The sequence below is a fragment of the Pseudobutyrivibrio sp. genome, assembly GCF_015057185.1.
Classification (GTDB): Bacteria; Bacillota; Clostridia; order Lachnospirales; family Lachnospiraceae; genus Pseudobutyrivibrio.
In genome coordinates this window covers 22,882-48,901 of record NZ_SVEV01000024.1, presented here as the reverse complement: position 1 = coordinate 48,901, position 26,020 = coordinate 22,882, and the positions used below count along the sequence as shown (strand labels likewise).

Sequence of the window (26,020 nt, the reverse complement as noted above, 5' to 3'; positions counted from 1 at the left end):
CCGACTTAAGCATGAGCCTTTCCAGAGGGGAAAAATTTGGGGCTATGCATAGAAGGAGTCGTAATGAAAAAAGTTGAAGATTACATAAGAACTATTCCGGATTTTCCAGAGCCAGGTATTATGTTTAGAGATGTCACAAGCATTCTTCAGGATGCAGAAGGATTCAAGCTCGCTATTGACGAGATGATCAACCTTCTTGATGGAGTTGATTTTGATGTTATTGCAGGAGCAGAGAGCCGCGGATTTATCTTTGGTGCACCTCTTGCTTACGCACTTGGCAAGCCATTTGTTCTCATTCGTAAAAAAGGCAAGCTTCCTTGCGAGACAATTGAGAAGACATACGATTTAGAGTATGGCACAGCTACAATTGAGATGCACAAGGATGCTATCAAGCCAGGACAGAAGGTTGTTGTAGTTGATGACCTTATTGCAACAGGCGGTACTATTGAGGCAGCTTGTGAACTTATCGAGGAGCTTGGCGGCGAGGTTGCCAAAATCGTATTCCTTATGGAGCTTGCAGGACTTAACGGACGTGAGAAGCTTGCAAAATATGATGTGGCTTCAGTGGTTACTTATGAGGGAAAATAAACATTGAATCTTTAAAATTCAGCGATTATCTTTTGATGACCGCTGAATTTTTGTTTATGGGGAGGTAAAATGGTTACTACTGTAAATGCAGAAATATTTACGTTTGATGGAGATGAGGTTTGGCCAGTAGAAAAACAAAGACAGTTTTTTGAGGAACACGGAAGGAATGCCATTATTGAGTTGGTTTCTGAAAATGGGTTAAAGCATTTGACCTATGAATCTATGGTGGGAGATGCCGAGGTTACAGATATTAGGATTCCTGTATCAGCTGATATGTTCAAGGATGCTTTTTTCAGAACTGATAAGGAGATGACTTGGATAGTATGCGATGAGGATGGCAATTACTTGACTGTTTTAAAGGCAGTGCCATCATATTATTTGCACATGTACGGACAGGGAGAACCAGACTTATCTTTTTTGAACAAGTATGATGCTATTGTTTTCTATGGATTAAATGAATTTGCAGTAGAATTATATCGTAAGGCTCTTCCGCTATGGACTGGGAAGAGAGTGGTACTATGTGGTGAATGGGAGATTATGGGAAATGTTCTCCCGGGTCTTCGAGGAAAGGAGATAATACTTCAATCTAATTGGTCACCAAGCGACCAGGGAGTTTTACTGGATGGTGTCAGTGATAATGTACTACATGTTGGAGATAGAATGCCTAAAAACGAAGATATTTCCCGATTAACCAGTGAAAGAATTGTTCTTTTAGAAGAGGTAATGACGTACACTTTCTGTTTTAACAATCTTCGTCACTTTGGAGAAAAATACCCGGATAAAAAGTTTTTTGTTATAGATGGTCATTTTTCCATAGAAGGAATTTTTGGTATTCAGGATAAGGTTTTTAATATGGCTCGATTTGCAAAGAGTCGTGGATATGAGCCAGTGTTTTATATTATAAATTCCACAGATAATATGTATAGTGATTTTGAGGGTGATGATATTTGGGGCAAATTTATGAATCAGCCTGGTGGGGCATCTATGGATATGGTGAAAGAAGCCAAAAATGTCTATATATCACCAAATGCAAACTGCCTTACAATAATGCGTCATATTTTTAGAGAGAATACACCGGCTGATACTGAGCTTGATTGGAGTCAGGGCCTATACAATGAAAAGGTGGAAAAATATATTGCTAATCATGGAAAGATAATGACCGATTCCCAAAATACTCTTGGTGTACTGGTCAGAGGTACTGATTATCAAAAGACCAAATTCCCAGGACATCCTGTTCATGCAACGGTAGAACAGGTAATAGAAAAGATAACTGAGGTAGAAAAAGAACATCCATACAAGTATATTTATCTTGCAACAGAGGATGCAGAAATCCTTGAAGAAATGAAAAGAGCTTATGGCGATAGGCTGATATATACAGATCAGGAACGATTTACAATCGAGCCTGGGAAACTTTTGGCATCATTACATGGTGCAGATACAAAGGAAATGGGTAAAGGATTTCGATTAGGAGCAGAGTATTTATGTACGCTTAGGCTTTTATCTCAGTGCGAGTCGCTTATTGCTTCGGGGGCATGTGGAGGAGTTGAAGAGGCTATTCGTGAAAATGGCGGTAAATATAGATTTATTTATGTGTTTAAGTTAGGCATAAATGAGAGGAAATAAATGGAACTAAAGAAAATAGCACATATAAAGACCGGTTTTTCTCAAAAATTTGGAATTCCAAGACAAAGCGGACTTGTGGATGAAGTTGGACGTATTATATTTGAACCAGAATTTAAGGATCCTAATTATATTGAGGGAATAACCGATTACGACTACTTGTGGTTGCTGTGGGGGTTTTCTAAAAACAAACCACTGGATGGAGCTACTGTGAGACCGCCTAGACTTGGTGGTCAAAAGCATATGGGGGTTTTTGCAACCAGATCGCCATTTAGACCTAACAATATTGGGCTTTCATCTGTAAAACTAGTATCAGTTGAACATAGTGAAATAGAAGGAACTGTTCTTATTGTCAGTGGCGTAGATATGCTAGATGGCACTCCGATTTATGACATCAAACCCTATATCCCCTATGCAGATGCTCATCCAGATGCTAGAGGCGGATTCACAGATGAGCTTTCCAAGGGGGCACAGATTCAGGTAGATTTTCCTGCTGAACTTCTAAACAGATTACCTGAGGAGATAAGAACTTCTGCAAATCAAGTCCTTTTGCAGGATCCAAGAGCTGGCTATGATAGAGGAAAACAGCGAGAATTCAGGCTTGCATACCATAATTATGATATTGTGTTTAGTGCAAATGAGGATAAACTTATTGTAACTGACGTTATTGAATTGTAATGGTGGTTGAATACAATGGTATTAGAAAAGAAAGTGGTTTTTAGTGAAAGCTAAAACGAGGAGGAATTAAAATGGGAACAATTTTCAATGAGAAAGTAATCGAAGATTTTATGCATATGTGCCACGATGGCGTTCGTCAGGGATGGCATGAGAGAAACGGTGGAAATTTAACATATCGTATGCGTGAGGAAGAGGTGCAGTATTGTGCTAGATTTTTCAAGGATACACCTGGTGAGTGGGTTAAGATGCCAGTACAGGCTGACAACCTTAAGGGTGAGTATTTCATCACAACAGGATCAGGCAAGTTCCTTGAGAATGTTGAGTTAGAACCACAGAACAATATTGCTATTGTTGAGATTAATGATGCTGGAGACAGCTATAGAATAGTTTGGGGTCTTGAGGATGGCGGCAAGCCAACATCTGAGTTCCCTACACACTTTATGAACCACTCTATCAGAAAGAGAGTTACAAATGGTGCAAATAGAGTTATCTATCATGCTCATACACCATTTATCATTGCACTTACTCAGGTGCTTCCACTTAGAGCAGAGGTATTTACTCGTATGCTTTGGAAGTCAGCTACAGAGTGCTGCGTTGTATTCCCAGGAGGTGTTGGCGTGGTACCTTGGATGGTTCCAGGCGGAGCGGACATTGCAAAGGCAACATGTGCAGAGATGGAAAAATATGATGCTGCAATTTGGGCGTTCCATGGACTTTTTGTTTCTGGCCCAGACTTTGATACAGCATTTGGACTTATGCATACAATCGAAAAAGCTGCTCAGATTGCAACATATGCTCTTGCAGCAAATGGTGGAAGAAGACCAATTCAGGCAATTACTGATGATAATCTTCGTGCAATCGGCAAGGAATTCGGTGTTACATTAAACGAGGACATCCTTAATTATCAGTGTGATGACGAGTTATACATGTAATTAGTTAAAACAAAAAACAAAATAAACAAAAGTAAAACAACGTGGATTTGTACAAAATTCACGTTGTTTTTTGTTGCATTGTGCCGGAAATTGTGAACTTTGTTGACAGTAGTCAAAAACAGTCATATACTCCAATTAAGAAATGTGGGATTGTGTGGGATTAAATGTGGGTTTAATTCCGATTGGAGGGAGATATGACTTACGATAGCACTAGATGTGACAAAACAGACAGAATCAATCGTTTAAAAGAGGCACTTTTTGCGAAGATGCCTGAGATAGAGTCTGCTCGTGCAATTCTTATTACGGAATCTTATAAACAAACAGAAGGTCAGCCTATGGTCATTAGAAGAGCCTTGGCCTTCAAACATATCTTGGAGAATATCCCAATTATTATCAGAGATGATGAGCTTATAGTTGGCAGTACAACAATCGCTCCTAGGGGATGCCAGACATATCCTGAGTTTTCTTATGAGTGGTTAGAAAAAGAGTTTGATACTGTTGAAACTAGAGAAGCTGATAAATTTCATATAGAAAGAAAAACAGCTGAGGAAATTAAAGAGGCTGACAAATATTGGAAAGGCCGCACTACTTCAGAATTAGCCCTTAGCTATATGGCTCCGGAAACCATCAAGGCAATGGAACACAACATGTTTACAACAGGTAATTATTTCTACAATGGCGTTGGACATGTGACTGTAAAGTACTGGGAGGTACTAGAAAAGGGTTACGAAGGAATAATGAAGGATATTGCAGCAGAGCTTGAAACTGTAAAGCCTGGCGATGCAAATTATTCCACAAAAAGCCGATTACTGCAGGCAATGTTAATCAGCTGTCAGGCAGTTATTGATTACGCTAATCGATATGCTGTTAGAGCAGAAGAGATGGCAGCAAAGGAAACAAATCCTATAAGGGCTGCAGAGCTAAAACAGATTGCAAGAAATTGTAGAAGAGTTCCAGCAAAGCCTGCTACATCATTTTATGAGGCTTGTCAGTCATTTTGGTTTATACAGCAGCTATTACAGCTAGAATCAAGTGGACATTCAATTTCACCAGGTCGATTTGATCAGTATATGTATCCATATTTCAAGGCTGATATTGAAAAGGGTGCAATAAAAAGAGAATTTGCTCAGGAACTAATTGATTGTATTTGGATAAAGCTTAATGACTTAAATAAATGCAGAGATGGAGAAAGTGCAAAGGGATTTGCAGGCTATTCACTTTTTCAGAATCTTATCGTTGGCGGTCAGAATACAGAAGGCTTAGATGCTACAAATGATATTTCATTTATGTGCTTAGACGCATCAATTCATGTACATCTGCCAATGCCTTCTCTTTCAATTCGAGTTTGGAACGGTAGTCCTCACGAGCTTTTGATTAGAGCAGCAGAGGTTACACGTACAGGTGTGGGACTTCCAGCTTACTACAATGATGAAGTTATTATTCCATCCCTAATGAACAGGGGAGTGAAAATGGAGGAGGCAAGAAACTACGGAATTATTGGTTGCGTAGAGCCTCAGGTCCAGGGAAAAACATGGGGCTGGCATGATGCAGCATTCTTTAATATGTGCAGACCTGTCGAGCTTGTATTTTCACAGGGAGTTGATGCTGGAGAACAGATTGGTCCTAAGACAAAGGCAGTTGAGGAAATGACATCCTTTGATGAATTCTATGACGCCTATAAGACTCAGATGAATTACTTTATAGAACTGCTAGTTAATTCCGATAACGCCATAGACCAAGCTCATGCAGAGCGAGTTCCACTACCTTTCCTTTCGACTATGATTGATGATTGTGTGAAGCGAGGAAAGACGCCAGAGCAAGGTGGAGCAATTTACAACTTTACAGGTCCACAGGGCTTTGGAATAGCAAATATGGCAGATGGCTTATATGCCATCAAGGAATTAGTTTTCAAAGAAAAGAAATTCACATTATCAGAGCTAAAGAGAGCTTTGACGTTTAATTTTGGAGAAGACCTAGAGAAAAATTCAATTGCTCAATTGGCAGGCAAGGCAACAATAAGCATGGCAAACAAGGGTGTTGTTCCAGATGCTAAATCGGTTGAGGCAACAGTACAGGCTGTCATAGCATCCGTTACACCAGAGGAAAAGGCTAGATACAAAGAAATCAGACAGATGATTTTGGAAGCTCCTAAGTTTGGAAATGATGATGAAGAGGTTGATGCTTTTGCAAGAGATGTAGCTTATACCTACACCAAACCGCTTTTAAAATATCACAATCCAAGAGGAGGTCAGTTCCAAGCAGGACTTTATCCTGTATCTGCTAATGTTCCACTTGGAGCCCAGACAGGAGCTACACCAGATGGTCGTCTAGCAGGAACACCGGTGGCAGATGGAGTATCACCATCGGCAGGCCGAGATACACATGGACCTACAGCTGCTGCCAATTCAGTTGCAAAGCTTGACCATGGAATAGCAAGTAATGGAACACTTTATAACATGAAATTCCATCCAACAGCTCTTTCAGGAGATGAGGGACTTAACAATTTTGTTAGTTTAATTCGTAGCTACTTTGACCAAAAGGGAATGCATATGCAGTTCAATGTTGTGTCAAAAGAAACATTGCTTGATGCTCAAGCTCACCCAGAGAAATATAAGGGCTTGGTAGTTAGAGTAGCAGGATATTCCGCATTATTTACAACCCTATCAAAGAGCTTGCAGGATGACATCATTAAGAGAACTGAAATGGGGTTCTAGAAGATGGATGATTTATTAAAGATTAAAGGCAGAATATTTGATATTCAGCGTTACTCCATACATGATGGTCCCGGAATTCGCACAATAGTTTTTCTCAAGGGATGCGTCATGAGATGTAGATGGTGCTGTAATCCAGAATCTCAAAGCTATGAAATCGAAACAATGATGGTTGATGGGAAGCCTAAAACCATTGGTCGAGATGTAACGGTTGAAGAGGTTATGAAAACTGTTAGGAGGGATTCCCATTATTACTGGCGCTCTGGCGGAGGACTTACTCTTTCGGGAGGTGAGAGCCTTTGTCAACCAGAATTCGCATATGCGTTACTTGCAACAGCAAAGGCAGCTGGAATTAATACAGCAATGGAATCCATGGGATGCGCTAAATTCGAAGTAATAGAAAAAATTCTTCCTGTATTAGATACATATTTGATGGATATCAAGCATACGGATCCAAACAAACACAAAGAATTCTGCGGTAGAGACAACATACTGATGCTTGAGAATGCAAGGAAGATTGCTGAAAGCGGTATGACAAAGCTTGTAATTAGAGTTCCTGTTATACCAACATTCAATGATTCAGTTGAAGAAATTGTTAGCATTGCAGAATTTGCTGACAAGCTAAAGGGAGTAGAAAAAATACATTTGCTTCCTTACCACAGATTAGGTCAGGACAAATACGATGGATTAAATCGTAGTTATCCAATGGGAGATATTCTTCCACCAGAAAATGACCATATGGAAATGCTAAAAAAGGCAGTTGAAAACTCTACTAGTCTAAACTGTCAGATAGGAGGCTAAAGTGGAGTACTTAAATATTGAGGATGAGAAGTATCAACGAATCATCCAGGAATATGTACCGGGACGTCAGGTGACCTTGGCGCACATTATCGCCAGTCCAGACGAGGTACTATACAAAAAGCTAGGACTTGATCCTAAGCTTGATTATGCCAAGGCTGCTATTGGAGTGACCACAGTTACACCGTCAGAGACAGCAATCATTATGGCAGACATTGCTATGAAAGCCAGTGGAATTCAAATTGGTTTCGTAGATAGATTTTCAGGTTCACTGATTTTTACGGGGACAGTCAGTGAGGTTGAAGCGGCAATGGTGGCACAGCTTGAATATGTAAAAAACAAGCTTGGCTATACAGTATGTGAGGTAACAAAAACATGAGAAAATTGATTCTCATGGGTCGAAGCCACGCAGGCAAAACAACATTAACACAGGCACTGCGAGGTGAGGAGATTCACTATTACAAAACTCAAGACGTGCACAATTACGAGTCGGTAATTGATACTCCAGGTGAATATGCCCAGAGTCATCGACTTGGAAAAGCTCTTGCTTTATATACCTATGAAGCAGATGTGGTAGGAATTCTTGTGGCGGCAAACGAGCCATACAGTCTTTTCCCACCGGGAGTTAGTGCACAGGCAAACAGAGAATGCATCGGCATTGTTACAAAGATAGATAAAGACGATGCCAATGTTCCGCTGGCAGACAGATGGTTAGAACTAGCGGGGGTTAAAAAGATTTTTCACGTTAACTCACTCAAGGGAGAGGGCGTAGGTGAAATATTAGATTACCTAAATAATTAGTAATAAATGAAGGAGGATTTATAAAAATGGTAAACGAAATGGAAATCAAAAAGCAGATTTGTGAAATCGGCAAAAGAATCTACAACCGTAACATGGTTGCAGCAAACGATGGAAACATTTCTGTAAAGCTCAATGATCATGAGTTCCTTTGTACACCAACTGGTGTTTCAAAAGGTTTTATGACACCTGAGTTCATCTGCAAGGTAGACGAGAAGGGAAATGTAATTCAGGCGAATAAAGGCTTCAAGCCATCTTCAGAAATCAAGATGCACATGAGAGTTTATGAAAAGAGACCAGATGTTGGTTCAGTAGTTCATGCTCATCCAATGTATGGTACAGCATTTGCAATTGCTGGTATTCCACTTACTCAGCCAATTATGCCAGAGGCAGTTATCGCTCTTGGATGTGTTCCAATCGCTGAGTACGGCACACCATCAACAATGGAGATTCCTGACAACCTTGAGAAATATTTACCATATTTCGATGCAGTTCTTCTTGAGAATCATGGTGCTCTTACATGGTCAACAGACCTTAATGCAGCTTACATGAAGATGGAATCATTAGAGTTCTACGCAGAGCTTCTTTACAAGTCAAAGATGCTTGGCGGACCTAAGGAATTTGATGAGGCAAACATCAAGAAGCTTTATCAGATTCGTCAGAAGTTTGGTATGCCAGGAAAGCATCCAGCAAATGTTTGCTTAAACAAGGGTGGTACTAATTGTCATAACTGCGGTGGCTCTTGTGGAGACATCGACAGAACAATGCCTGGTTATCAGTATGATTTCTCAGGAGATAGTACTTGTGCTGGTTCAAAGGGAGTTTCAGAGGACCAGGTAGCAGCAATTGTTAAGAGCATTTTGGCAAACATGTAAGCCAAGGAGAATTAAATGAATTTAAGTGAAAGCCAAATTCAATCCATTGTGACTTCAGTAATGACTACACTTCAGGTTCAGTCTGAAAAGGATGGCTGTCATGGAGTTTTTGATGACATGAATGTAGCCATTGAAGAAGCTAAGAAGTCACAGAAAATCATCTCTCGAATGTCTATGGATCAAAGAGAAAAAATCATCTCTAAGATTCGTGAGAAGATTAAGGAAAATGCCGAGACACTTGCCCGCATGGGTGTTGAGGAAACTGGCATGGGAAATGTGGGAGACAAGATTTTAAAGCATGTACTTGTAGCTGAAAAGACACCAGGTACAGAGGATATTAAGACACTTGCATGGTCAGGTGACAGAGGTCTTACACTTGTAGAGATGGGACCATTTGGTGTAATCGGAGCAATCACTCCTTGCACTAATCCATCTGAAACAGTTCTCTGCAATACAATGGGAATGGTTGCAGGAGGAAACACAGTAGTTTTCAATCCTCATCCACAGGCAGTAAAAACAAGTCAATTTGCAATCAATATTTGCAATGAAGCATCACTAGAGTGTGGCGGTCCAGACAACATTGCAGTTACAGTAGCAAAGCCAACACTTGATACTTCAGCAATAATGATGAAGCACAAGGATATTCCACTTCTTGTAGCAACAGGTGGTCCTGGAGTAGTTACAGCAGTTCTTTCAAGTGGAAAGAGAGGAATAGGCGCAGGCGCAGGAAATCCACCAGCATTCGTTGATGAGACAGCAGACATACGTAAGGCAGCACAGGATATTGTTAATGGATGCACATTTGATAACAATTTACCATGTATAGCAGAAAAGGAAGTAGTTGCTGTTAGTTCAATATGCGATGAGCTTATGAAATACATGGTTGAGGAAAATGGTTGCTATGTTGCTTCAAAGGACGTTCAGGACAAGCTTGTTGCAACAGTAATGAATGAGAAGGGCGTTTTAAATCGTAAATGCGTAGGTCGAGACGCCAAAACACTTCTCAAAATGGTGGGTGTTGAGGCACCAGAGGGAACTAGATGCATCATTTTTGAAGGACCAAAGGAGCACAAGCTTATTTCAACAGAGCTTATGATGCCAATTCTTGGAGTTGTCAGAGTAAAGGATTTCGAAGAAGGTGTTGCTACATCAGTATGGCTAGAGCATGGCAATAGACATTCAGCTCATATTCATTCAAAGAATGTGGACAGAATTACAGAATATGCTAGAGCGTTAGACACAGCAATCCTAGTAAAGAATGGTCCAAGCTATGCAGCACTAGGATTTGGTGGCGAAGGCTTCCCAACATTTACTATTGCATCAAGAACAGGAGAGGGACTTACTTCAGCAGCAACATTTACAAAGAGACGTCGTTGCACAATGAGCGATAGTCTTTGTATTCGATAAAAACAAGGAGGAAATGAAATGGAAATGAATGCAGCACAGGTCGAAGCTATTGTTAAATCAGTACTTAATAATTTAAATGGCGACGGACCTAGCACAGGTACTGCTTCTGGACCAATTCCAAGCACTGTAAAGGTTGGATTTTTAACACAGCTTGGCAAAATGGAAGTTAAAGAATATCCAATGCCAGAGGTTGGAGATGACGACCTTTTGGTAAAGGTTGAAGGATGCGGAATCTGTGGAACAGATGTGCACGAGTATAAACGTGATCCATTCTCACTCATTCCAGTTGCTCTCGGTCATGAGGGAACAGGTGAAATCGTGAAAATGGGTAAAAATGTAAAAGTGGACTCAGCAGGAAAGCCAGTTCACGTTGGTGACAAGATTGTTACATGTATGATTTTCAAGGATGATCCAGAAATCACAATGTTTGACCTGAATAAGAAAAACGTTGGTGGAGCCGATGTATATGGACTTCTTCCAGATGATGATGTCCATGCAAATGGCTGGTTTGCAAACTACATTTTAGTAAGAGGTGGACTTGGATCGACATTCTTCAATGTATCAGAGCTTGACCTTGATTCAAGAATTTTAATTGAGCCTTGCGCAGTATTAATTCATGCAGTAGAGCGTGCAAAGTCTACAGGAATTCTTAGATTTAACTCAAGAGTTGTTGTTCAGGGCTGTGGACCTATTGGTCTTATCTGCGTAGCAGTACTTAAAACACTTGGAATTCAAAACATCGTTACAGTAGATGGAAATCCACAGAGACTTGAATTCTCTAAGAGACTTGGTGCAACTGGCACAGCAAACTTCAAGGATTTCGACGGAATTGAAGGACTTACAAAGGGAGTTTATGATGCCTTCGGTGGACATTTGGCAGACTTTGGATTCCAGTGTACTGGTTCACCAGCAGGACATTCAAACATCTACAAATTCATCAGAAACGGTGGTGGTCTTTGTGAGTTGGGATTCTTCATCAATGGAGGAGATGCAACAATCAATCCACACTTTGATATCTGCTCAAAGGAGCTTACAGAGGTTGGTTCTTGGGTATACACACTTCGTGATTACGTTACTACTTTTGATTTCCTTAAGGGAGCAAAAGCAATTGGACTTCCAATGAATGAGTTAATCACTGACAAGTATCCACTTAGCAGAATTGATGAAGCCTTCCAGAAAGCAGCAAGCATGACTGGACTTAAGATTGCAGTCATGGCAGAAGAATTAGCATAGGTACAAAACTATGGATGAAAGAGCAGTAGGTATTCTAGAGGTATTCGGACTTGTATGTGCATTCATGGCAGCAGATGCTGGAGTAAAGGCAGCAAACGTTACCCTAGAACCATTTGACAAAAACAAACCAGCGAATGCGGATTCACTTCCAGTTCCACTTTTAGTAACAATCAAATTCAGAGGAACTGTAGAGGATGTCACAGCAGCAGTTGAGGCAGGACGCGCCGTGGCCGAGGCTACCACAGGAGTAGTAACAAGCCACATCATCGCCCGCCCAACCCAGGATACCCTTAAGATGCTTGGCATCTGCGCATTCGATAAAAACTAAGTAGTTACTATTCACAATAATCAAGCTTTGAAGAACATGATTCTTATTACTATCAGTATAGATGTGCTCATAAGTTCTAAGTTCATAAGTATTCTTCAAAGCTCTGAACTTTTCTGCGGAACTCGCTTCGCTCAAACAGTCCTCGAAAAGTTCATTTCAGAATACTTATTTACTAAGAACTTATGGCTGATTACATCTTATACTTGATAGCAATAAGAATCATGTAAGAAAAATAATGAAGCTGTGAATAGTAACAAGTAATAATTAAACATTTAAATGGAGGAAAAATTTATGGCACAGGAAGCATTAGGAATGGTAGAAACAAGAGGACTTACAGCAGCAATCGAGGCTGCAGATGCAATGACAAAGTCTGCAGAGGTTACACTCATAGGCACAGAGAAAATCGGTTCTGGTCTTGTAACAGTTATGGTACGTGGCGATGTAGGAGCTGTAAAGGCTTCAGTTGAGGCTGGTGCAACATCTGCTTCAAGACTTGGCGAGCTTGTTGCTCAGCATGTAATCCCAAGACCACACACAGACGTAGAGAAAATTCTTCCAAAATTTTCTAAGTAGAATGGCTTATGAGTAACAAAGGAACTTCTTACGGATTAATTGAAGTATCAGGTGTTACCGCAGCTATTGATTCTCTTGACGCTATGTGTAAGGCTGCTGATGTTAGCCTTGTTACATGGGAGAGAAAACTGGGTGGTAGACTTGTTACAGTTATTGTTGAGGGAACGGTCAGCAATTGTAAAGCTGCAGTAGAAGCAGCCTGCGATGCCTGCAAGCGAGAGGGACTAATTATGGCAAATAATGGAGTCATTGCAAGTCCTGCTGATGAAACCAGAAAGATGGTTGAGCTGTCAGCTAGTCGCAAGCAGCAAAATGGTATGACAATTGCAGATTGGATTCCACTAGATGTATAGCAAATAGGGGGGACCCACTTGTGGGGAGAACCTGTTTGCCACAGCAGGCCCATTGCCGAAGGCAATTTGCATGGGCCTAGCTTTCCCGTAGTGAATAAGCGGAAATCCGCTTTATTTAAATATTCAAGGAGGTAAACAAAATGGCACAGGAAGCATTAGGAATGGTTGAGACAAGAGGTCTTACAGCAGCAATCGAGGCAGCTGATACAATGTGTAAGGCAGCCAACGTAACACTTGTTGGAACAGAGAAGATCGGTTCTGGTCTCGTAACAGTTATGGTACGTGGTGATGTAGGAGCTGTTAAGTCTTCAGTAGAGGCTGGTGCAGCAAATGCAGAGAGACTTGGTGAGCTTGTTGCTTCACACGTAATCCCAAGACCACACACAGATGTAGAAGCAATTTTACCAGTAATCAAATAACATCTGGGTATTAAAACTTTACGTAAACTTTTAATCATTAATCTGGGCCCTCCCTTGGGCCCAGAGATTACTGGAGAAGAAGATGGAAACAAAAGATATCGAATTAATTACTAGGTCAGTAATAAAAGTATTGGGAAATACATATCAGGATACAGGTTTTATGGTACCTGTGGGCATTTCAAATCGTCATATTCATTTGACACAGGAAGCTGTTGAGACTCTTTTTGGGGCTGGTCATCAGCTTACTAAGAAAAAGGAATTGATGGGCGGTCAGTATGCCTGTGAAGAATGTGTTACAATTGTTGGCTTGAAACTTAGAGCTATAGAGAACGTTAGAGTTCTTGGACCAACAAGAAAAGCAAATCAGGTAGAGATAAGCGTAACTGACGCTAGAAAACTAGGAATAACTGTTCCAGTTAGGGAATCTGGAGATACTGCTGGTTCTGCGCCAATAGCTATTGTTGGACCTAAAGGAGCGATTTATTTAAAGGAGGGTTGCATCGTTGCAGCAAGACATATTCATATGTCTCCTGAGGATGCAGCAAAAGCACAGGTTAAAGACGGAGATTACGTCAGTGTAAAGGTTGATAACGAACGAGGAACCATTTTTAACAAGGTTAAAATCCGCGTCGACAAGAGCTTTACATTGGAGATGCATATAGATACAGATGAGGCTAATGCTTCTGGCATTGGTCCAAACAATAAAGTAATGATTATAAAATAGGAGGTAGGCCATGATAATTGCACAGGTTACAGGTAGTGTAGTATCTACCAGAAAAATGGAATCCCTTGTAGGAAATAAATTTATGGTTGTTGAGCCTCTTTCAGGAATGAGAAATGGTGGCGAAAAAATAGTAGCCGTTGACAATATTGGTGCTGGAGTTGGTGAATATGTTCTTGTTACAACTGGATCAAGTGCTAGAGTAGGAGCACAAGGACCAGATTCACCAGTAGATGCAGCAATCGTTGGAATAATTGATGACGTAGGGAAGCTTAAATAATGGATGTTGAAGAGCTAAAAAAATTATTTAGAGAAAATGGAATAGTTGGAGCCGGTGGAGCTGGTTTTCCCACCTATGGTAAGCTCACAGATAAGATACAGGTCATCGTTGTTAACTGCGCTGAGTGCGAACCATTATTAAAGCTTCACAGACAACTGCTGAGAGACTATGCTGAGGTAATCATTAAGGCTGTAGCTACTATCGCAAATACGGTAGGGGCTGATGAGGTTGTATTTGCAATTAAGGGTGAATACGAAAGTACGGTAGAGGCAGTAGAATATCATCTCAGTGAGGCAACTGATTTGCCTTGTAAAATGAGGGTACATAAATTAATTAGCTCATACCCAATGGGAGATGAGGTTGTTACAATTTATGAAGCTACTGGAAGGCAGGTTCGTCCAGGAGGACTTCCTATTGAGCAGGGTGTTGCGGTTTTTAACGTAGAAACCTTATATAATGCCTATAAAGCTATTTTTCTTGGTGAGCCTACCAGTAGCAAATATGTATCTGTTGTAGGTGAGGTAGAAAATCCAGTTACCGTAAAGGTACCAATAGGAATGTCAATTAAGGATGTGGTAGCACTTGCAGGTTCAGTTACTTGCAAGAATCCGGTTTATCTTATTGGTGGACCTATGATGGGTTCATTTTCATCAGAATTGGCTCCAGTTACAAAAACAACAAATGCAATCATAGTACTCGATAAAAATCATTCACTGGTTCAAAAAAAGAATCAGAATTTTAAGGTTAGCCTGGCAAGGGCAGCATCGGCATGTTGTCAGTGTCAGACATGTACAGACCTTTGTCCAAGACATAATTTAGGTCATCCGATTGAGCCACATTTGTTTATGAGATTTGCAGCCAACAAGGATTTTCAAAGTGTTGAGCCATTTCTTAATACAATGTTTTGCTCATCCTGCGGAGTGTGCGAGTTATATTCTTGCCCACAGGGTTTGCAGCCTAGAAGTATGATGGCTGCATACAAGGCGGGACTTAGAAAAGCTGGTGTGAAGGCTCCAGAGGTTATTGCAAAAGAAGTCTTACCATCAAGAGAATATCGCAAGGTTCCTGAAAATAGACTGGAAATGCGACTTGGAGTTCATAAATACAACAAGCCAGCACCGATAGACAATACTTTGCAGTATGCAGATAAGGTCAGAATAAAGCTGTCACAGCACATTGGAGCACCAGCAATTCCTATTGTAGCAGTCGGAGACTATGTAAAGGCTGACACCGTTATTGCTAAGGCAGCCGATGGATTATCAGTTAATATTCATTCTTCAATTGAGGGTGAGATTACAGAAGTGACAGAAAATTATATTACTATAAACAAGAGGTAATAAAATGGCAAAAGCTATAGGAATGATAGAATTTAAAACTGTTTCAGCTGGACTTACAGCGGCAGATCAGATGGCAAAGGCAGCGGATGTAGAAATACTTGAGGCGCAGGTGGTTTGCCCAGGTAAATATATTGCTTTGATTACTGGCGAGCTTTCTGCTGTAAAGGCTGCAGTTGAGGCAGGTATTGCAACAAGGTCAGACGAATACATTGATAGCTTTGTGCTTGGAAACCCTGATGAGTCCATATTTGCAGCAATATATGGTAGTGCTGAAATTGATGGGGTAAACGCTCTTGGAGTTCTTGAGACCTATGATGCATCTGCTATAATAGTGGCTGCCGATGTGGCAGCAAAAACTGCAGAGGTTACATTAATGGAACTTAGAATCGCAAAGGGAATGTGCGGTAAATCATATATGCTTATAACCGGTGAAGTTGCTGCTTGCGAAGCAGCTATAGAAAAGGCTAAAATGAGCGCAGGAGATGGTGGTATGTTCCTAGATTCTTCAGTAATTGCTAGACCAGATCCTCAAATAGTTAGAACTTTTATATAGGAGATTTTCATGGCAGCGCTTGCAATAGAACGAAAGAATTTAATACTTGAAAAACTTAACAAGGATAAAAAGGTGGTGGTTTCCGAACTGGCAGCAGAGTTTTCTGTGTCAGAGGAAACCATTCGTCGTGACCTTGAAAAGCTTGAAAAGGAAGGCTTCGCCATAAAGAGTTATGGAGGAGCTATTTTAAATGAGAGCAATGAAAATGATATGCCTTTTTTGCTTAGACAGCGTAGCAATATGGAGGGCAAAAGGAAAATTGCAAAGATTGTCAGTGAATACATAAATGATGGAGATCACATTTTCATTGATCCTAGCTCTACGGGTGTATCTGTAATCAAGGCATGTGAAGGCAAAAAGCATTTAACAGTAATAACTAATTCTGTAGAAGTATTGCTTGAGCTTTCTGATAATGATGAATGGCAGGTGCTTTCCACTGGAGGTGCCCTTGTTTCAAATTATTTAGCTTTGGTTGGACCAAAATGTATTGGCTCTATCAATTCCTACCATGCAGACAAGGTGATTTTAAGCTGCAAGGGACTTGATATTGAAAGAGGCATAACCGATGCTAATGAGCTGTTTTCTCAGGTTAAGCAGGAAATGATCAAGTCAGCAACCCAGGTGATATTGGCAGTTGACCATACAAAGTTTAATAAGGTTGCTTTTTCTCAGATTAGTGGAATCACTGATGTGGATATGATTGTCACAGATATAAAGCCATCAGAGGATTGGTTATCATTTTTTGAGGCAAAGGGAATCCCTTGTCTATATGCAGAATAGATTTGTTCTAGGGGAAGAATAATGGGGAAGACAATTACAATTGCTTTTGCAAACAACAAAGGCGGCTCTGGGAAAACTACAAGCTGTGCAAATGTAGGTTATAGCTTGTGGTCTATGGGTAAAAAGGTACTTTTGATTGATGGGGATATGCAAATGAATTTATCCCTTTCATATTTTGATGAGGACCAGGTTTTGAGCTTTGCTACCGGTGGTCATAATTTATACACTGCTATACTAAAACAGGATGATTTAAAGGATTACATTCAAAATACCGATTATCCGGGGCTAGATTTAATACCATCATCAACCTTGATGAGCGAGATAGAATACAAGCTCTATTCAATGGATGGCAGTCAGACTATTTTAAAGGATTGTTTGGCGAAGGTGAAAAAATCAGGTAAATATGATTTTATTCTAATTGATGCACCACCTACACTTGGTGGATGGGTTAATAATATTCTTGCAGCAGCGGATAATGTTATTGTCCCAGTTGAAGCCTCTCCTTGGGGGTTGTTTGGACTGGCAAATATGTTGGAGTTTGTGGATAACGCAGGGAGAACTAATCACAAACTTAAGCTTTTAGGAATTGCCATTACCAAAGTTGACATGCGTAAAAATTATTTTAAGCAAACGTCAGAAACTTTAGCGGAGGCAGATGTTCCTGTTTTTAAAACGGTTATACGAATTGATAGGGAGGTTGAGTGGGCCCAGGATGATTCCAAGCCTATTTTGGCATATAAGAAAAATGCCAGATCCGCCCTTGAGTATTTAGAAATGTCACGGGAGGTATTAGAATTATGTCAGTAGGAAAAGGTAGTATAAAAAGAGCGGCAGATGCAACTGCCAAGAAGGCTCCAACCACTAAGAAGGCTCCAGCTAAGGCTACGGTGAATCCGGACACTAAGAAGGCTCCAGCTAAGGCTACGGTGAAGCCTGATACTAAGAAGTCTTCTATTAAGAAGACAGAGGAGGCAAGGCCTGTCAGCAATAGCACTTCTGATATTCACTATGGTGTAGGCAGTGAATTACCAATATTTTTAATGTAGTTTTTTGTAAAAGAAGAGCATAGGCTCTTCTTTTTTGTTGACATGAGGATGTTTTGTTGTTATCTTATCTTTCGTAGGCGTTTTTCAATTCTAAAAATTTATTATTCTAAGCGACAATTCTTATTTCTGTTGCAAGAATCCCTTTTTATGGTGGAACTGCACTTATTCTAGTTGTGTGGGGGAAAATAAGTGTATGGATTATGTTTGAATATATGGGTCAGTGCACTTAGTTTTACTGTTTGTTGGAAAATAAGTGTATTCTTTGGGCTTATTTAATTGATAATGTGCACTCATATTGTTTACTTAATATAAAGTGAGTGCATAAATAGGCTATGACAATGGTGAAAAATACACTTACTGGGGACAGACTTGTAAAAATAAGTGCAGTGACTGAGGTAGAATCAAAAGATTAGTACATATATTACAATTATATGTATTTATGGACTTGCAGTTAGGAGTACAGTTATGGAGAATTACAATAAATTATTAGAAAAACAGTTAAATGAACTGAATAAATTGATTTTGATTTCAAACAAGAATTTGATGAAATTAAAGGATGTTCCAGAAAAAAGAATAAGGCTGGGTAAGCGTAATGGATATTACCAATATTATTTAGTAGATGAGAACTTTCCAAACGGAAAATATGTGAAAACAAGCGAGATTAAATCATTAAAAGCCTTAGCACAAAAAGAGTATGAATTAAAAATTAATAAAGAATTATATATGCTACAGCGTAAGCTAGAATCATTTATTAAAAGGTATCATGTAAATGACATTAAAGATATTTACGATAAAATGTCCGAAGGAAGAAAGCGCTTGGTTACACCAATCATAGAAACAGACGAAATGTTTATTGAAAATTGGTTGGATGATGATTATGAGTCTATGCCTATTTCTGATGAAATCAAATTCTATTCAAATAATGGAACAAGGGTTAGATCAAAATCAGAATTGATTATTGTTAATATGTTAGAGCAATATGAGGTTCCGTATAAGTATGAAAAACCAATTACACTTAAGGGCGTTGGAAAGATTAGACCTGATCTACATTGTTTGAATGTGAGGGTTCGTAAAGAAATGATTTGGGAACACTTTGGAATGATGGACAATGAAATGTATGCTAATAAGAATATAAGTAAAATTAATCTCTATCAGGAAAATGGATATATTACTGGTAAAAATATGATAATGTCATTTGAGTCCTCGAAGAATCCTTTGAATCCTAGAGATATTAAGCGCATAATTGAAGAATATTTGCTATGAAGTAGGGATGAGTTTTCTAACTTTTTTATTTAAATACAACTTATAGCCTGGCAAAGCTCAGGCTATTTTTGATTCTGAAAAAACTGTGACCACAGTTGTATATTAAATAGCAAAATAATTATAATGTCTATGTGTATAATTATATTATCTTGGGGAGGAAGAAGAAAATGAATAACAAAGTGGTTAAGAGCTTTGGTTCACTTGCTATTGCAGGATTATTAGCTTTTGGTGCAGTAGGATGTGGACAAACTGAGTCTGAAAGTGATGAAGCTGAGGATAATGTCGCAACAGAGGATGTAGAGGATTCTCAGGAAGAGGTGCAGGTGGATGATAATGAGAATTCAGATGTAAACTTGGATCAGGTGCTTCAAGAAGAGGATTCTGAGACAGCAATTTTTTCGTATGCGGAGGATGCTGCACCTGATATTGATATAAGTGGTTGTGATACGTTTACCCAGATTGTTGATCAAAAGCTTGAGCCTGGTATGGGTTATGCCAATGTGACAATTGGAGATGCAGATGCATTAATTGTTTGCTCAGGGGCTTATGACAACATGGATGGAAATATGGCAGCCATCGATGGTACGATTTTTGTTTATGTGGATGGAGTGCCAACTGAGATAGGAAAGGTTTGCTCGGGTGGCACAGCTTATCCTCTTGCAATTACAAGTGATGGAAAACTCATGTCAGCTTCAAACCACTGGGTTGCCAAATATCTCATAGTTGATAATCAGTTGCTAATGGTGGAAAGAGGAGCAGTAGAGTACGATTCAGAAGGAACGGGTAATTATGAGTATGATAGAATTGATGATTACTCAGATGGCTCTGAGGTCGTAGAAGCAGAATCCATGGTAAATTCTATGTTTGACCAAATGGGCGATGCTGAGGTTATCAATTTTGATGTGATTAAGTAGGTCTCCTGTATTAAATGCAAATATTTTTAATAACATTAGTAAGTATTTCTGCTACAAGCTGGTTCTTGGTGAAAGTTGCTTTACCAGGAGCAAAAAGGCTTGTGGCAGATTTTTTTATATCTGCAGGAAAGGCATTAATATCTGAATCAAAATTGATGCCTATTCCGATGACTATCCATTGAACATCGCCAGTTTCAAATTCTGTGCCTGCTTCAGTGAGAATGCCACAGATTTTTTTGTCATCAATAAATAAATCATTTATTGGTTTTAAAGTTGGACGGATGCCTAATAACGAATAGATGGCATCACAAACAGAATTACCAGTTTTGATGGTGATTGTATCTGGAACCATTGTTGAGAGCTTATCTGGTTTTAAAATAAGACTCATGTAAAGTCCTCCCTTTGGGGAGTAGAAGCTATGATCTTTTCGACCTCGACCTTCAGTTTGCTCATTAGCAATTATAATTGTGCCGTGATTAGCACCGGCGATGGCAGCCTCCTTTGCAAGGCGGTTTGTAGAATTGACAGTATCGTAAATACGAATTAAATCATTACCGCTATATAGATTAAGAAGGCTTTCTGATAAATAGGAAGTGATTCCAGCTGCGGAAATAATATCATTGCTGGTGCCAAGTCTATAACCTTTGTTGTTTATGGCCTCAATATTGTAACCAGCTTTTCTAAGCTCATTTACTGCTTTCCAAATAGAATTGCGGGAAAGACCTAATTCCTTCGCAATTGCTTCACCAGATAGAAATGTTTCTTTATTTGATTCTAAGTAAGCTAAAACCTTTTCTTTTGATGTCATCAGAACCCTCTTAGTATTATATTTGTTACTTTAAAGTGTGAAAGTTTACTAAACACTTCCTACATATTTTAGTGGTATTTAGGATATTTTGTCAAAGTTAATAAAAAGAGAATACAATTCTTGAATTTCGTGCTTTAGTGTATTAAACTGTTTAAAATGGTTTTAATTAGGGAAGGGACTATCGTTATGGCTTATAAAATTGGAGTTATAAGGGGAGACGGAATCGGTCCAGAGGTTGTTACTGAGGCAGTGAAGGTTTTAGATGCTATTGGTGCAAAGTTCGGACATGAATTCAATTATACAGAAATTCTTATGGGTGGTTGCTCAATCGATGCCACAGGAGTTCCACTTACAGATGAGGCTATAGCAACAGCGCAGGCTTCTGATGCGGTACTTATGGGTTCTATTGGCGGCAATACATCTACAAGTCCTTGGTACAAGCTTCCAGCTGACAAACGTCCGGAAGCAGGACTTCTTAAATTAAGAAAGAGTCTTAATCTTTTCGCAAATTTACGTCCAGCATATTTATATGAAGAACTAAAAGAAGCATGTCCTCTACGTGATGATATTATTGGGGATGGCTTTGACATGATGATTATGAGAGAGCTAACTGGTGGTCTCTATTTTGGAGCACGTTCTACAGTGGAAGAGGATGGACAGTTAGTTGCTCGCGATAGCCTTACATATTCAGAGTCAGAGATTCGTCGAATAGCAAAAAGAGGCTTTGATATTGCTATGAAGCGTCGCAAAAAGGTGACATCAGTAGACAAGGCTAATGTGTTAGATAGCTCCCGACTATGGAGAAAAATAGTTGAGGAAGTTGCAGCAGATTATCCTGAGGTTGAGTATGAGCATATGCTAGTTGATAATTGCGCAATGCAGCTTGTTAAAAATCCTAGACAGTTTGATGTTATTCTCACTGAGAATATGTTTGGAGATATCTTATCTGATGAAGCTTCCATGGTTACCGGTTCAATTGGAATGCTTTCATCAGCTTCACTTAATGATACAAAATTTGGATTATACGAGCCATCTGGCGGTAGCGCACCAGACATTGCAGGCCAGGGTATCGCAAATCCTATAGCCACAATCCTATCAGCAGCGATGATGCTTCGCTACAGTTTTGATTTAGATGCTGAGGCTGATGCCATTGAAAATGCCGTAAAGAAGGTTTTGGCTGATGGATACAGAACAATTGATATTATGCCTAGAGATGGCAGTGACGTAAAAAAGGTCGGAACCGTTGAAATGGGAACATTAATTGTTGAAAGACTGTAGTAAATAGATGAGCTAGTAGGAAACAAGCTCTTAGATTTCTCAAGCGAATCGTGTTAGATGAGCGGAGAAATACTAAGGCTTGTGGCCGTAACTAGCGGACTAGGAGGAGTCAGGAAATGAGAAGTGATAATGCAAGAGCTGGTATGCAGCAGGCTCCAGCAAGAAGTTTGTTTAATGCACTTGGTTTTACAGCCGAGGAAATGAAAAAGCCTATGGTTGGTATTGTATCTTCGTATAATGAGATTGTGCCAGGCCATATGAATATTGATAAAATCGTGGATGCCGTAAAGCTTGGCGTAGCCGAGGCAGGCGGTGTTCCAGTAGTGTTCCCAGCTATTGCTGTTTGTGATGGTATTGCAATGGGGCATATCGGAATGAAGTATTCCCTTGTTACACGTGATTTAATTGCTGATTCTACAGAGTGTATGGCTCTTGCTCATCAGTTTGATGCACTTGTAATGGTTCCAAACTGTGACAAGAATGTTCCAGGACTTTTGATGGCAGCAGCTAGACTTGATTTGCCTACAGTATTTGTATCAGGTGGCCCAATGCTTGCTGGTCATGTAGGTGGTCAGAAGCGTTCGCTTTCATCTATGTTTGAGGCAGTTGGCGCTCATGCCGCTGGCAATATGACAGAGGATGAGGTTGAGAATTTCGTTGAAAATGTTTGTCCTACATGTGGAAGCTGTTCAGGAATGTACACAGCAAATTCTATGAACTGTCTTACAGAGGCCCTTGGTATGGGACTTAGAGGAAATGGTACAATTCCAGCAGTTTACTCAGAGAGACTTCGTCTTGCAAAGCATGCAGGTATGGCAGTTATGGATATGTACAATAAGGGTATTACAGCACGTCAGATTATGACAAAGGAAGCAGTACTTAATGCCCTTACAGTTGATATGGCACTTGGATGCTCTACAAACTCAATGCTTCATTTGCCAGCTATCGCACATGAAATCGGATTTGATTTTGATATTGAGTTTGCTAATCCTATTTCAGAAAAGACTCCAAACCTTTGCCACCTTGCACCAGCAGGTCCTACCTACATGGAAGATCTAAATGAGGCAGGCGGTGTATGGGCTGTTATGAAGGAGCTTGCAGATATAGGACTTCTTAACACAGATTGTATGACTGTCACAGGTAAAACAGTTGGTGAGAATATCGCAAATGCGGTAAACAGAAATCCAGAGGTTATCAGACCTGTTGATAATCCATATACAAAGACTGGTGGCCTTGCAGTTTTAAAAGGAAATCTTGCACCAGACGGTTCAGTTGTAAAACGTAGTGCAGTTGTTCCGGAGATGCTTGTACATGAGGGACCAGCTAGAGTATTTGATTCAGAAGAGGATGCTATCGCAGCAATCAAGGGTGGCAAAATCGTTGAGGGCGATGTTGTAGTCATTAGATACGAAGGACCAAAGGGAGGTCCTGGTATGAGAGAGATGCTTAATCCTACATCTGCAATTGCAGGTATGGGGCTAGGTTCATCAGTTGCTCTTATTACAGATGGACGCTTCTCAGGAGCCAGCCGTGGAGCTTCAATTGGACATGTTTCTCCAGAAGCAGCCGTAGGTGGACCAATCGCACTTGTAGAAGAGGGCGATATCATCGCAATCGATATACCAAATTATACTATGACACTTAAGGTTTCTGATGAAGAGCTTGCAGCCCGCAAAGCAAAATGGCAACCACGCGAGCCAAAAGTTACAACAGGCTACCTACGCCGCTATGCAGCACAGGTTACCTCCGGAAACCGTGGTGCCATCCTACGTACACCAGAGTTATAATCCGTCCGTTACGCTCACAAGCATTATGATTTCTCCGCTCAGCGGGGAATGCTTCGCTTGAGAAATATAATAGCTTGTGAGCTACGGACTCATTGAAAAAAGCGGCTACGTAATCTTGGTAGGCGCGAGTAAGGAGGTGCCATGCCGAGTGCGGGGCGGGACCCACACCGGGCGGGGAGGGACCGCACGAAGGTATGGAGGATGCCTTACGGGAGCATGTAAATTTCGAAAGCCGCGTGTATACGAGAAAGGTGAAAGTTATGTTATTAAGTGGTTCAGAGATAATTATAGAGTGTTTGAAGGAGCAGGGCGTGGATACTGTTTTTGGGTACCCAGGTGGTGCAATCCTGAATTTGTATGATGAGCTTTATAAGCATAAGGATGAGATTCATCATGTGCTTACAAGTCATGAACAGGGCGCAGCCCATGCAGCAGACGGCTATGCTCGTTCTACAGGAAAGGTTGGCGTTTGCTTTGCAACAAGTGGTCCTGGAGCAACAAACCTTGTAACAGGTATTGCTACTGCACATATGGATTCAGTTCCTATTGTTGCCATTACATGTAATGTTGCTTTGCCTCTTTTAGGTAAGGATTCCTTCCAAGAGATTGATATTGCTGGTATTACAATGCCTATTACAAAGCACAATTTTATCGTAAAGGATATTAAGGATTTGGCAGAGACCATTAGACGCGCCTTTACAATTGCCAAAAGTGGAAGACCAGGTCCTGTGCTTATAGATGTACCAAAGGATGTTACAGCTCCAAATAATAAATATGAATATATGCCGATGAAGCCTATTCCTGTTGGTAGGGTTAAAAAGGACATCACCGAGAGTGCTCTCAAACAGGCAGTTAAGCTTATTGATAAGGCTAAAAAGCCAGTTGTTTTTGTAGGTGGTGGTGCAGTTCTTGCTTGTGCTTCGAAGGAATTAAAGAAGTTTGTTGAATTGGTAGATGCACCTGTTTGTGACACTCTTATGGGTAAGGGTGCCTATTCAGGCAAAGAAGATAAATATCTTGGAATGCTTGGTATGCATGGATCAAAGGCAGCAAACCTTAGCGTGTCAGAATGCGATTTGCTTATTGCCATCGGAACAAGATTCTCAGATAGGGTCCTTGGTAATCCAGAAAAGTTTGCTGCAAAGGCAAAGATTTTGCAGTTTGATGTAGATCCAGCTGAGATTAATAAAAATATCATGACTGATCACGCTATTATTGGAGATGTCAAAGAAATCCTTTCTCGCATCAACAAGCTTTTAACAGAGCACGACCATAGCGAATGGGTTGCTCATACAAAGGAGTTATCAGATAAATATCCTCTTACTATTCCTACAGAAGGATTATCTGGTCCATTTATTGTGGCTGAAACATATAAGCAGACTAAGGGAGATGCCATTATTACAACAGAAGTTGGACAGCATCAAATGTGGGCTGCGCAGTTTTATAAATATAAAAAGCCGCATCAGCTTTTAACATCTGGCGGTCTTGGAACCATGGGATATGGCCTTGGAGCTGCAATTGGTGCAAAGACAGGAAATCCAGATAAAAAGGTTATCAATATTGCTGGTGATGGATGCTTTAGAATGAATATGAATGAATTGGCAACAGCTGCTCGTGAAAAGCTGCCAATCATTGAAATAGTTGTTAATAACCATGTTTTAGGTATGGTTAGACAATGGCAGACATTGTTCTATGACAAGCACTATTCAGCTACTGTATTAGACGACGGGGTTGATTATGTAAAGCTTGCTGAGGCAATGAATTGCAAAGGCATGCGTGTAACAACTCAGGAAGAGTTCTCGAAAGCTTTGTCGGAGGCACTGTCCTCCGAGAAGCCTGTGCTCATTGACTGTATCATCGATTGCGATGCGAAGGTATGGCCAATGGTAGCACCAGGAGCACCTATTAATGAGTTTTTTAAGGAAGATTAAACTTTCTTA

Annotated in this window: 28 protein-coding genes; 27 read left to right on the top strand and 1 reads right to left on the bottom strand. The window is 40.2% G+C overall.

Features of this window, described 5'->3' with window-relative positions:
• Positions 1-63 precede the first annotated feature (63 nt).
• The 24 genes from E7276_RS10545 to E7276_RS10430 all read left to right on the top strand — a co-directional run bounded on the left by E7276_RS10545 (position 64) and on the right by E7276_RS10430 (position 20,207).
• Positions 64-588: an adenine phosphoribosyltransferase gene (locus E7276_RS10545; RefSeq protein ID WP_294217260.1), complete on the top strand. Its 525-nt coding sequence runs from the start codon at positions 64-66 to the stop codon at positions 586-588.
• 69 nt (positions 589-657) lie between these two features.
• Positions 658-2,211 (top strand): hypothetical protein, encoded by a 1,554-nt coding sequence (locus tag E7276_RS10540; protein WP_294217258.1) that lies wholly within the window; start codon positions 658-660, stop codon positions 2,209-2,211.
• A complete protein-coding gene (gene tsaA, locus E7276_RS10535) occupies positions 2,212-2,886 on the top strand; it encodes a tRNA (N6-threonylcarbamoyladenosine(37)-N6)-methyltransferase TrmO (RefSeq protein WP_294217255.1) in 675 nt (224 codons plus the stop codon).
• A 71-nt stretch (positions 2,887-2,957) separates the two neighbouring features.
• Entirely contained in the window at positions 2,958-3,818 is an 861-nt protein-coding gene (gene rhaD / locus E7276_RS10530; protein WP_294217252.1) for a rhamnulose-1-phosphate aldolase, read from the top strand.
• 194 nt (positions 3,819-4,012) lie between these two features.
• Positions 4,013-6,532: a glycyl radical protein gene (locus E7276_RS10525; protein ID WP_294217250.1), complete on the top strand. Its 2,520-nt coding sequence runs from the start codon at positions 4,013-4,015 to the stop codon at positions 6,530-6,532.
• 3 nt (positions 6,533-6,535) lie between these two features.
• Positions 6,536-7,330, top strand: coding sequence for a glycyl-radical enzyme activating protein (locus E7276_RS10520; protein WP_294217247.1), 795 nt, complete (start codon positions 6,536-6,538; stop codon positions 7,328-7,330).
• Between the two features lies 1 nt (position 7,331).
• On the top strand, positions 7,332-7,706 hold the full coding sequence (locus E7276_RS10515; protein ID WP_294217245.1) for a BMC domain-containing protein: 375 nt from the start codon (positions 7,332-7,334) through the stop codon (positions 7,704-7,706).
• Complete coding sequence (locus tag E7276_RS10510) at positions 7,703-8,128, top strand: EutP/PduV family microcompartment system protein (protein WP_294217242.1); 426 nt, start codon at positions 7,703-7,705, stop codon at positions 8,126-8,128. The genes E7276_RS10515 and E7276_RS10510 overlap by 4 nt, the downstream gene beginning before the upstream one ends.
• Before the next feature lie 26 nt (positions 8,129-8,154).
• Positions 8,155-9,000: a class II aldolase/adducin family protein gene (locus E7276_RS10505; protein ID WP_294217240.1), complete on the top strand. Its 846-nt coding sequence runs from the start codon at positions 8,155-8,157 to the stop codon at positions 8,998-9,000.
• A 15-nt stretch (positions 9,001-9,015) separates the two neighbouring features.
• On the top strand, positions 9,016-10,407 hold the full coding sequence (locus E7276_RS10500) for an aldehyde dehydrogenase family protein (RefSeq protein WP_294217237.1): 1,392 nt from the start codon (positions 9,016-9,018) through the stop codon (positions 10,405-10,407).
• Positions 10,408-10,425: 18 nt separating this feature from the next.
• Positions 10,426-11,640, top strand: coding sequence for a zinc-binding dehydrogenase (locus E7276_RS10495; protein ID WP_294217234.1), 1,215 nt, complete (start codon positions 10,426-10,428; stop codon positions 11,638-11,640).
• Between the two features lie 10 nt (positions 11,641-11,650).
• Complete coding sequence (locus E7276_RS10490; protein ID WP_294217232.1) at positions 11,651-11,968, top strand: BMC domain-containing protein; 318 nt, start codon at positions 11,651-11,653, stop codon at positions 11,966-11,968.
• Positions 11,969-12,259: 291 nt separating this feature from the next.
• Positions 12,260-12,541: a BMC domain-containing protein gene (locus E7276_RS10485; protein ID WP_294217230.1), complete on the top strand. Its 282-nt coding sequence runs from the start codon at positions 12,260-12,262 to the stop codon at positions 12,539-12,541.
• A gap of 8 nt (positions 12,542-12,549) precedes the next feature.
• Positions 12,550-12,894 (top strand): BMC domain-containing protein, encoded by a 345-nt coding sequence (locus tag E7276_RS10480; protein WP_294217226.1) that lies wholly within the window; start codon positions 12,550-12,552, stop codon positions 12,892-12,894.
• Between the two features lie 140 nt (positions 12,895-13,034).
• Positions 13,035-13,313, top strand: coding sequence for a BMC domain-containing protein (locus E7276_RS10475; RefSeq protein WP_294217225.1), 279 nt, complete (start codon positions 13,035-13,037; stop codon positions 13,311-13,313).
• An 82-nt stretch (positions 13,314-13,395) separates the two neighbouring features.
• On the top strand, positions 13,396-14,037 hold the full coding sequence (gene pduL / locus E7276_RS10470; RefSeq protein WP_294217223.1) for a phosphate propanoyltransferase: 642 nt from the start codon (positions 13,396-13,398) through the stop codon (positions 14,035-14,037).
• 10 nt (positions 14,038-14,047) lie between these two features.
• Complete coding sequence (locus E7276_RS10465; RefSeq protein ID WP_294217221.1) at positions 14,048-14,314, top strand: EutN/CcmL family microcompartment protein; 267 nt, start codon at positions 14,048-14,050, stop codon at positions 14,312-14,314.
• Entirely contained in the window at positions 14,314-15,651 is a 1,338-nt protein-coding gene (locus E7276_RS10460; RefSeq protein WP_294217219.1) for a 4Fe-4S dicluster domain-containing protein, read from the top strand. Before E7276_RS10465 ends, E7276_RS10460 begins: the two co-directional genes overlap by 1 nt.
• Before the next feature lie 4 nt (positions 15,652-15,655).
• Positions 15,656-16,204, top strand: coding sequence for a BMC domain-containing protein (locus tag E7276_RS10455; protein ID WP_294217216.1), 549 nt, complete (start codon positions 15,656-15,658; stop codon positions 16,202-16,204).
• A gap of 9 nt (positions 16,205-16,213) precedes the next feature.
• Complete coding sequence (locus E7276_RS10450) at positions 16,214-16,984, top strand: DeoR/GlpR family DNA-binding transcription regulator (protein WP_294217214.1); 771 nt, start codon at positions 16,214-16,216, stop codon at positions 16,982-16,984.
• Between the two features lie 21 nt (positions 16,985-17,005).
• Positions 17,006-17,791 (top strand): ParA family protein, encoded by a 786-nt coding sequence (locus E7276_RS10445; protein ID WP_294217211.1) that lies wholly within the window; start codon positions 17,006-17,008, stop codon positions 17,789-17,791.
• Complete coding sequence (locus E7276_RS10440; RefSeq protein WP_294217209.1) at positions 17,782-18,030, top strand: hypothetical protein; 249 nt, start codon at positions 17,782-17,784, stop codon at positions 18,028-18,030. Before E7276_RS10445 ends, E7276_RS10440 begins: the two co-directional genes overlap by 10 nt.
• 465 nt (positions 18,031-18,495) lie before the next feature.
• Positions 18,496-19,293, top strand: coding sequence for a hypothetical protein (locus E7276_RS10435; RefSeq protein WP_294217206.1), 798 nt, complete (start codon positions 18,496-18,498; stop codon positions 19,291-19,293).
• Positions 19,294-19,460: 167 nt separating this feature from the next.
• Positions 19,461-20,207 (top strand): hypothetical protein, encoded by a 747-nt coding sequence (locus tag E7276_RS10430; protein WP_294217204.1) that lies wholly within the window; start codon positions 19,461-19,463, stop codon positions 20,205-20,207.
• Between the two features lie 10 nt (positions 20,208-20,217).
• Here the strand turns inward: E7276_RS10430 and E7276_RS10425 are convergent, their stop codons facing one another.
• On the bottom strand, positions 20,218-21,015 hold the full coding sequence (locus E7276_RS10425; RefSeq protein ID WP_294217200.1) for a biotin--[acetyl-CoA-carboxylase] ligase: 798 nt from the start codon (positions 21,013-21,015) through the stop codon (positions 20,218-20,220).
• A 186-nt stretch (positions 21,016-21,201) separates the two neighbouring features.
• Here E7276_RS10425 and leuB point away from each other — a divergent pair, with 186 nt between their 5' ends.
• The 3 genes from leuB (at position 21,202) to ilvB (ending at position 26,011) form a co-directional block, all read left to right on the top strand.
• Positions 21,202-22,293, top strand: coding sequence for a 3-isopropylmalate dehydrogenase (gene leuB, locus E7276_RS10420; protein WP_294217197.1), 1,092 nt, complete (start codon positions 21,202-21,204; stop codon positions 22,291-22,293).
• A 116-nt stretch (positions 22,294-22,409) separates the two neighbouring features.
• Positions 22,410-24,080 carry a dihydroxy-acid dehydratase gene (gene ilvD / locus E7276_RS10415; protein ID WP_294217194.1) on the top strand — a complete coding sequence of 557 codons (1,671 nt, stop codon included), beginning with the start codon at positions 22,410-22,412 and terminating at the stop codon, positions 24,078-24,080.
• Positions 24,081-24,340: 260 nt separating this feature from the next.
• Positions 24,341-26,011 carry a biosynthetic-type acetolactate synthase large subunit gene (ilvB, locus tag E7276_RS10410; protein ID WP_294217191.1) on the top strand — a complete coding sequence of 557 codons (1,671 nt, stop codon included), beginning with the start codon at positions 24,341-24,343 and terminating at the stop codon, positions 26,009-26,011.
• Positions 26,012-26,020 lie beyond the last annotated feature (9 nt).

Coding starts and splice junctions, on each gene's coding strand:
- E7276_RS10545 (WP_294217260.1), top strand. CDS start 64: ATGAAAAAAGTTGAAGATTACATAAGAACTATTCCGGATTTTCCAGAG.
- E7276_RS10540 (WP_294217258.1), top strand. CDS start 658: ATGGTTACTACTGTAAATGCAGAAATATTTACGTTTGATGGAGATGAG.
- tsaA (WP_294217255.1), top strand. CDS start 2,212: ATGGAACTAAAGAAAATAGCACATATAAAGACCGGTTTTTCTCAAAAA.
- rhaD (WP_294217252.1), top strand. CDS start 2,958: ATGGGAACAATTTTCAATGAGAAAGTAATCGAAGATTTTATGCATATG.
- E7276_RS10525 (WP_294217250.1), top strand. CDS start 4,013: ATGACTTACGATAGCACTAGATGTGACAAAACAGACAGAATCAATCGT.
- E7276_RS10520 (WP_294217247.1), top strand. CDS start 6,536: ATGGATGATTTATTAAAGATTAAAGGCAGAATATTTGATATTCAGCGT.
- E7276_RS10510 (WP_294217242.1), top strand. CDS start 7,703: ATGAGAAAATTGATTCTCATGGGTCGAAGCCACGCAGGCAAAACAACA.
- E7276_RS10505 (WP_294217240.1), top strand. CDS start 8,155: ATGGTAAACGAAATGGAAATCAAAAAGCAGATTTGTGAAATCGGCAAA.
- E7276_RS10500 (WP_294217237.1), top strand. CDS start 9,016: ATGAATTTAAGTGAAAGCCAAATTCAATCCATTGTGACTTCAGTAATG.
- E7276_RS10495 (WP_294217234.1), top strand. CDS start 10,426: ATGGAAATGAATGCAGCACAGGTCGAAGCTATTGTTAAATCAGTACTT.
- E7276_RS10490 (WP_294217232.1), top strand. CDS start 11,651: ATGGATGAAAGAGCAGTAGGTATTCTAGAGGTATTCGGACTTGTATGT.
- E7276_RS10485 (WP_294217230.1), top strand. CDS start 12,260: ATGGCACAGGAAGCATTAGGAATGGTAGAAACAAGAGGACTTACAGCA.
- E7276_RS10480 (WP_294217226.1), top strand. CDS start 12,550: ATGAGTAACAAAGGAACTTCTTACGGATTAATTGAAGTATCAGGTGTT.
- E7276_RS10475 (WP_294217225.1), top strand. CDS start 13,035: ATGGCACAGGAAGCATTAGGAATGGTTGAGACAAGAGGTCTTACAGCA.
- pduL (WP_294217223.1), top strand. CDS start 13,396: ATGGAAACAAAAGATATCGAATTAATTACTAGGTCAGTAATAAAAGTA.
- E7276_RS10465 (WP_294217221.1), top strand. CDS start 14,048: ATGATAATTGCACAGGTTACAGGTAGTGTAGTATCTACCAGAAAAATG.
- E7276_RS10460 (WP_294217219.1), top strand. CDS start 14,314: ATGGATGTTGAAGAGCTAAAAAAATTATTTAGAGAAAATGGAATAGTT.
- E7276_RS10455 (WP_294217216.1), top strand. CDS start 15,656: ATGGCAAAAGCTATAGGAATGATAGAATTTAAAACTGTTTCAGCTGGA.
- E7276_RS10450 (WP_294217214.1), top strand. CDS start 16,214: ATGGCAGCGCTTGCAATAGAACGAAAGAATTTAATACTTGAAAAACTT.
- E7276_RS10445 (WP_294217211.1), top strand. CDS start 17,006: ATGGGGAAGACAATTACAATTGCTTTTGCAAACAACAAAGGCGGCTCT.
- E7276_RS10440 (WP_294217209.1), top strand. CDS start 17,782: ATGTCAGTAGGAAAAGGTAGTATAAAAAGAGCGGCAGATGCAACTGCC.
- E7276_RS10435 (WP_294217206.1), top strand. CDS start 18,496: ATGGAGAATTACAATAAATTATTAGAAAAACAGTTAAATGAACTGAAT.
- E7276_RS10430 (WP_294217204.1), top strand. CDS start 19,461: ATGAATAACAAAGTGGTTAAGAGCTTTGGTTCACTTGCTATTGCAGGA.
- E7276_RS10425 (WP_294217200.1), bottom strand. CDS start 21,015: ATGACATCAAAAGAAAAGGTTTTAGCTTACTTAGAATCAAATAAAGAA.
- leuB (WP_294217197.1), top strand. CDS start 21,202: ATGGCTTATAAAATTGGAGTTATAAGGGGAGACGGAATCGGTCCAGAG.
- ilvD (WP_294217194.1), top strand. CDS start 22,410: ATGAGAAGTGATAATGCAAGAGCTGGTATGCAGCAGGCTCCAGCAAGA.
- ilvB (WP_294217191.1), top strand. CDS start 24,341: ATGTTATTAAGTGGTTCAGAGATAATTATAGAGTGTTTGAAGGAGCAG.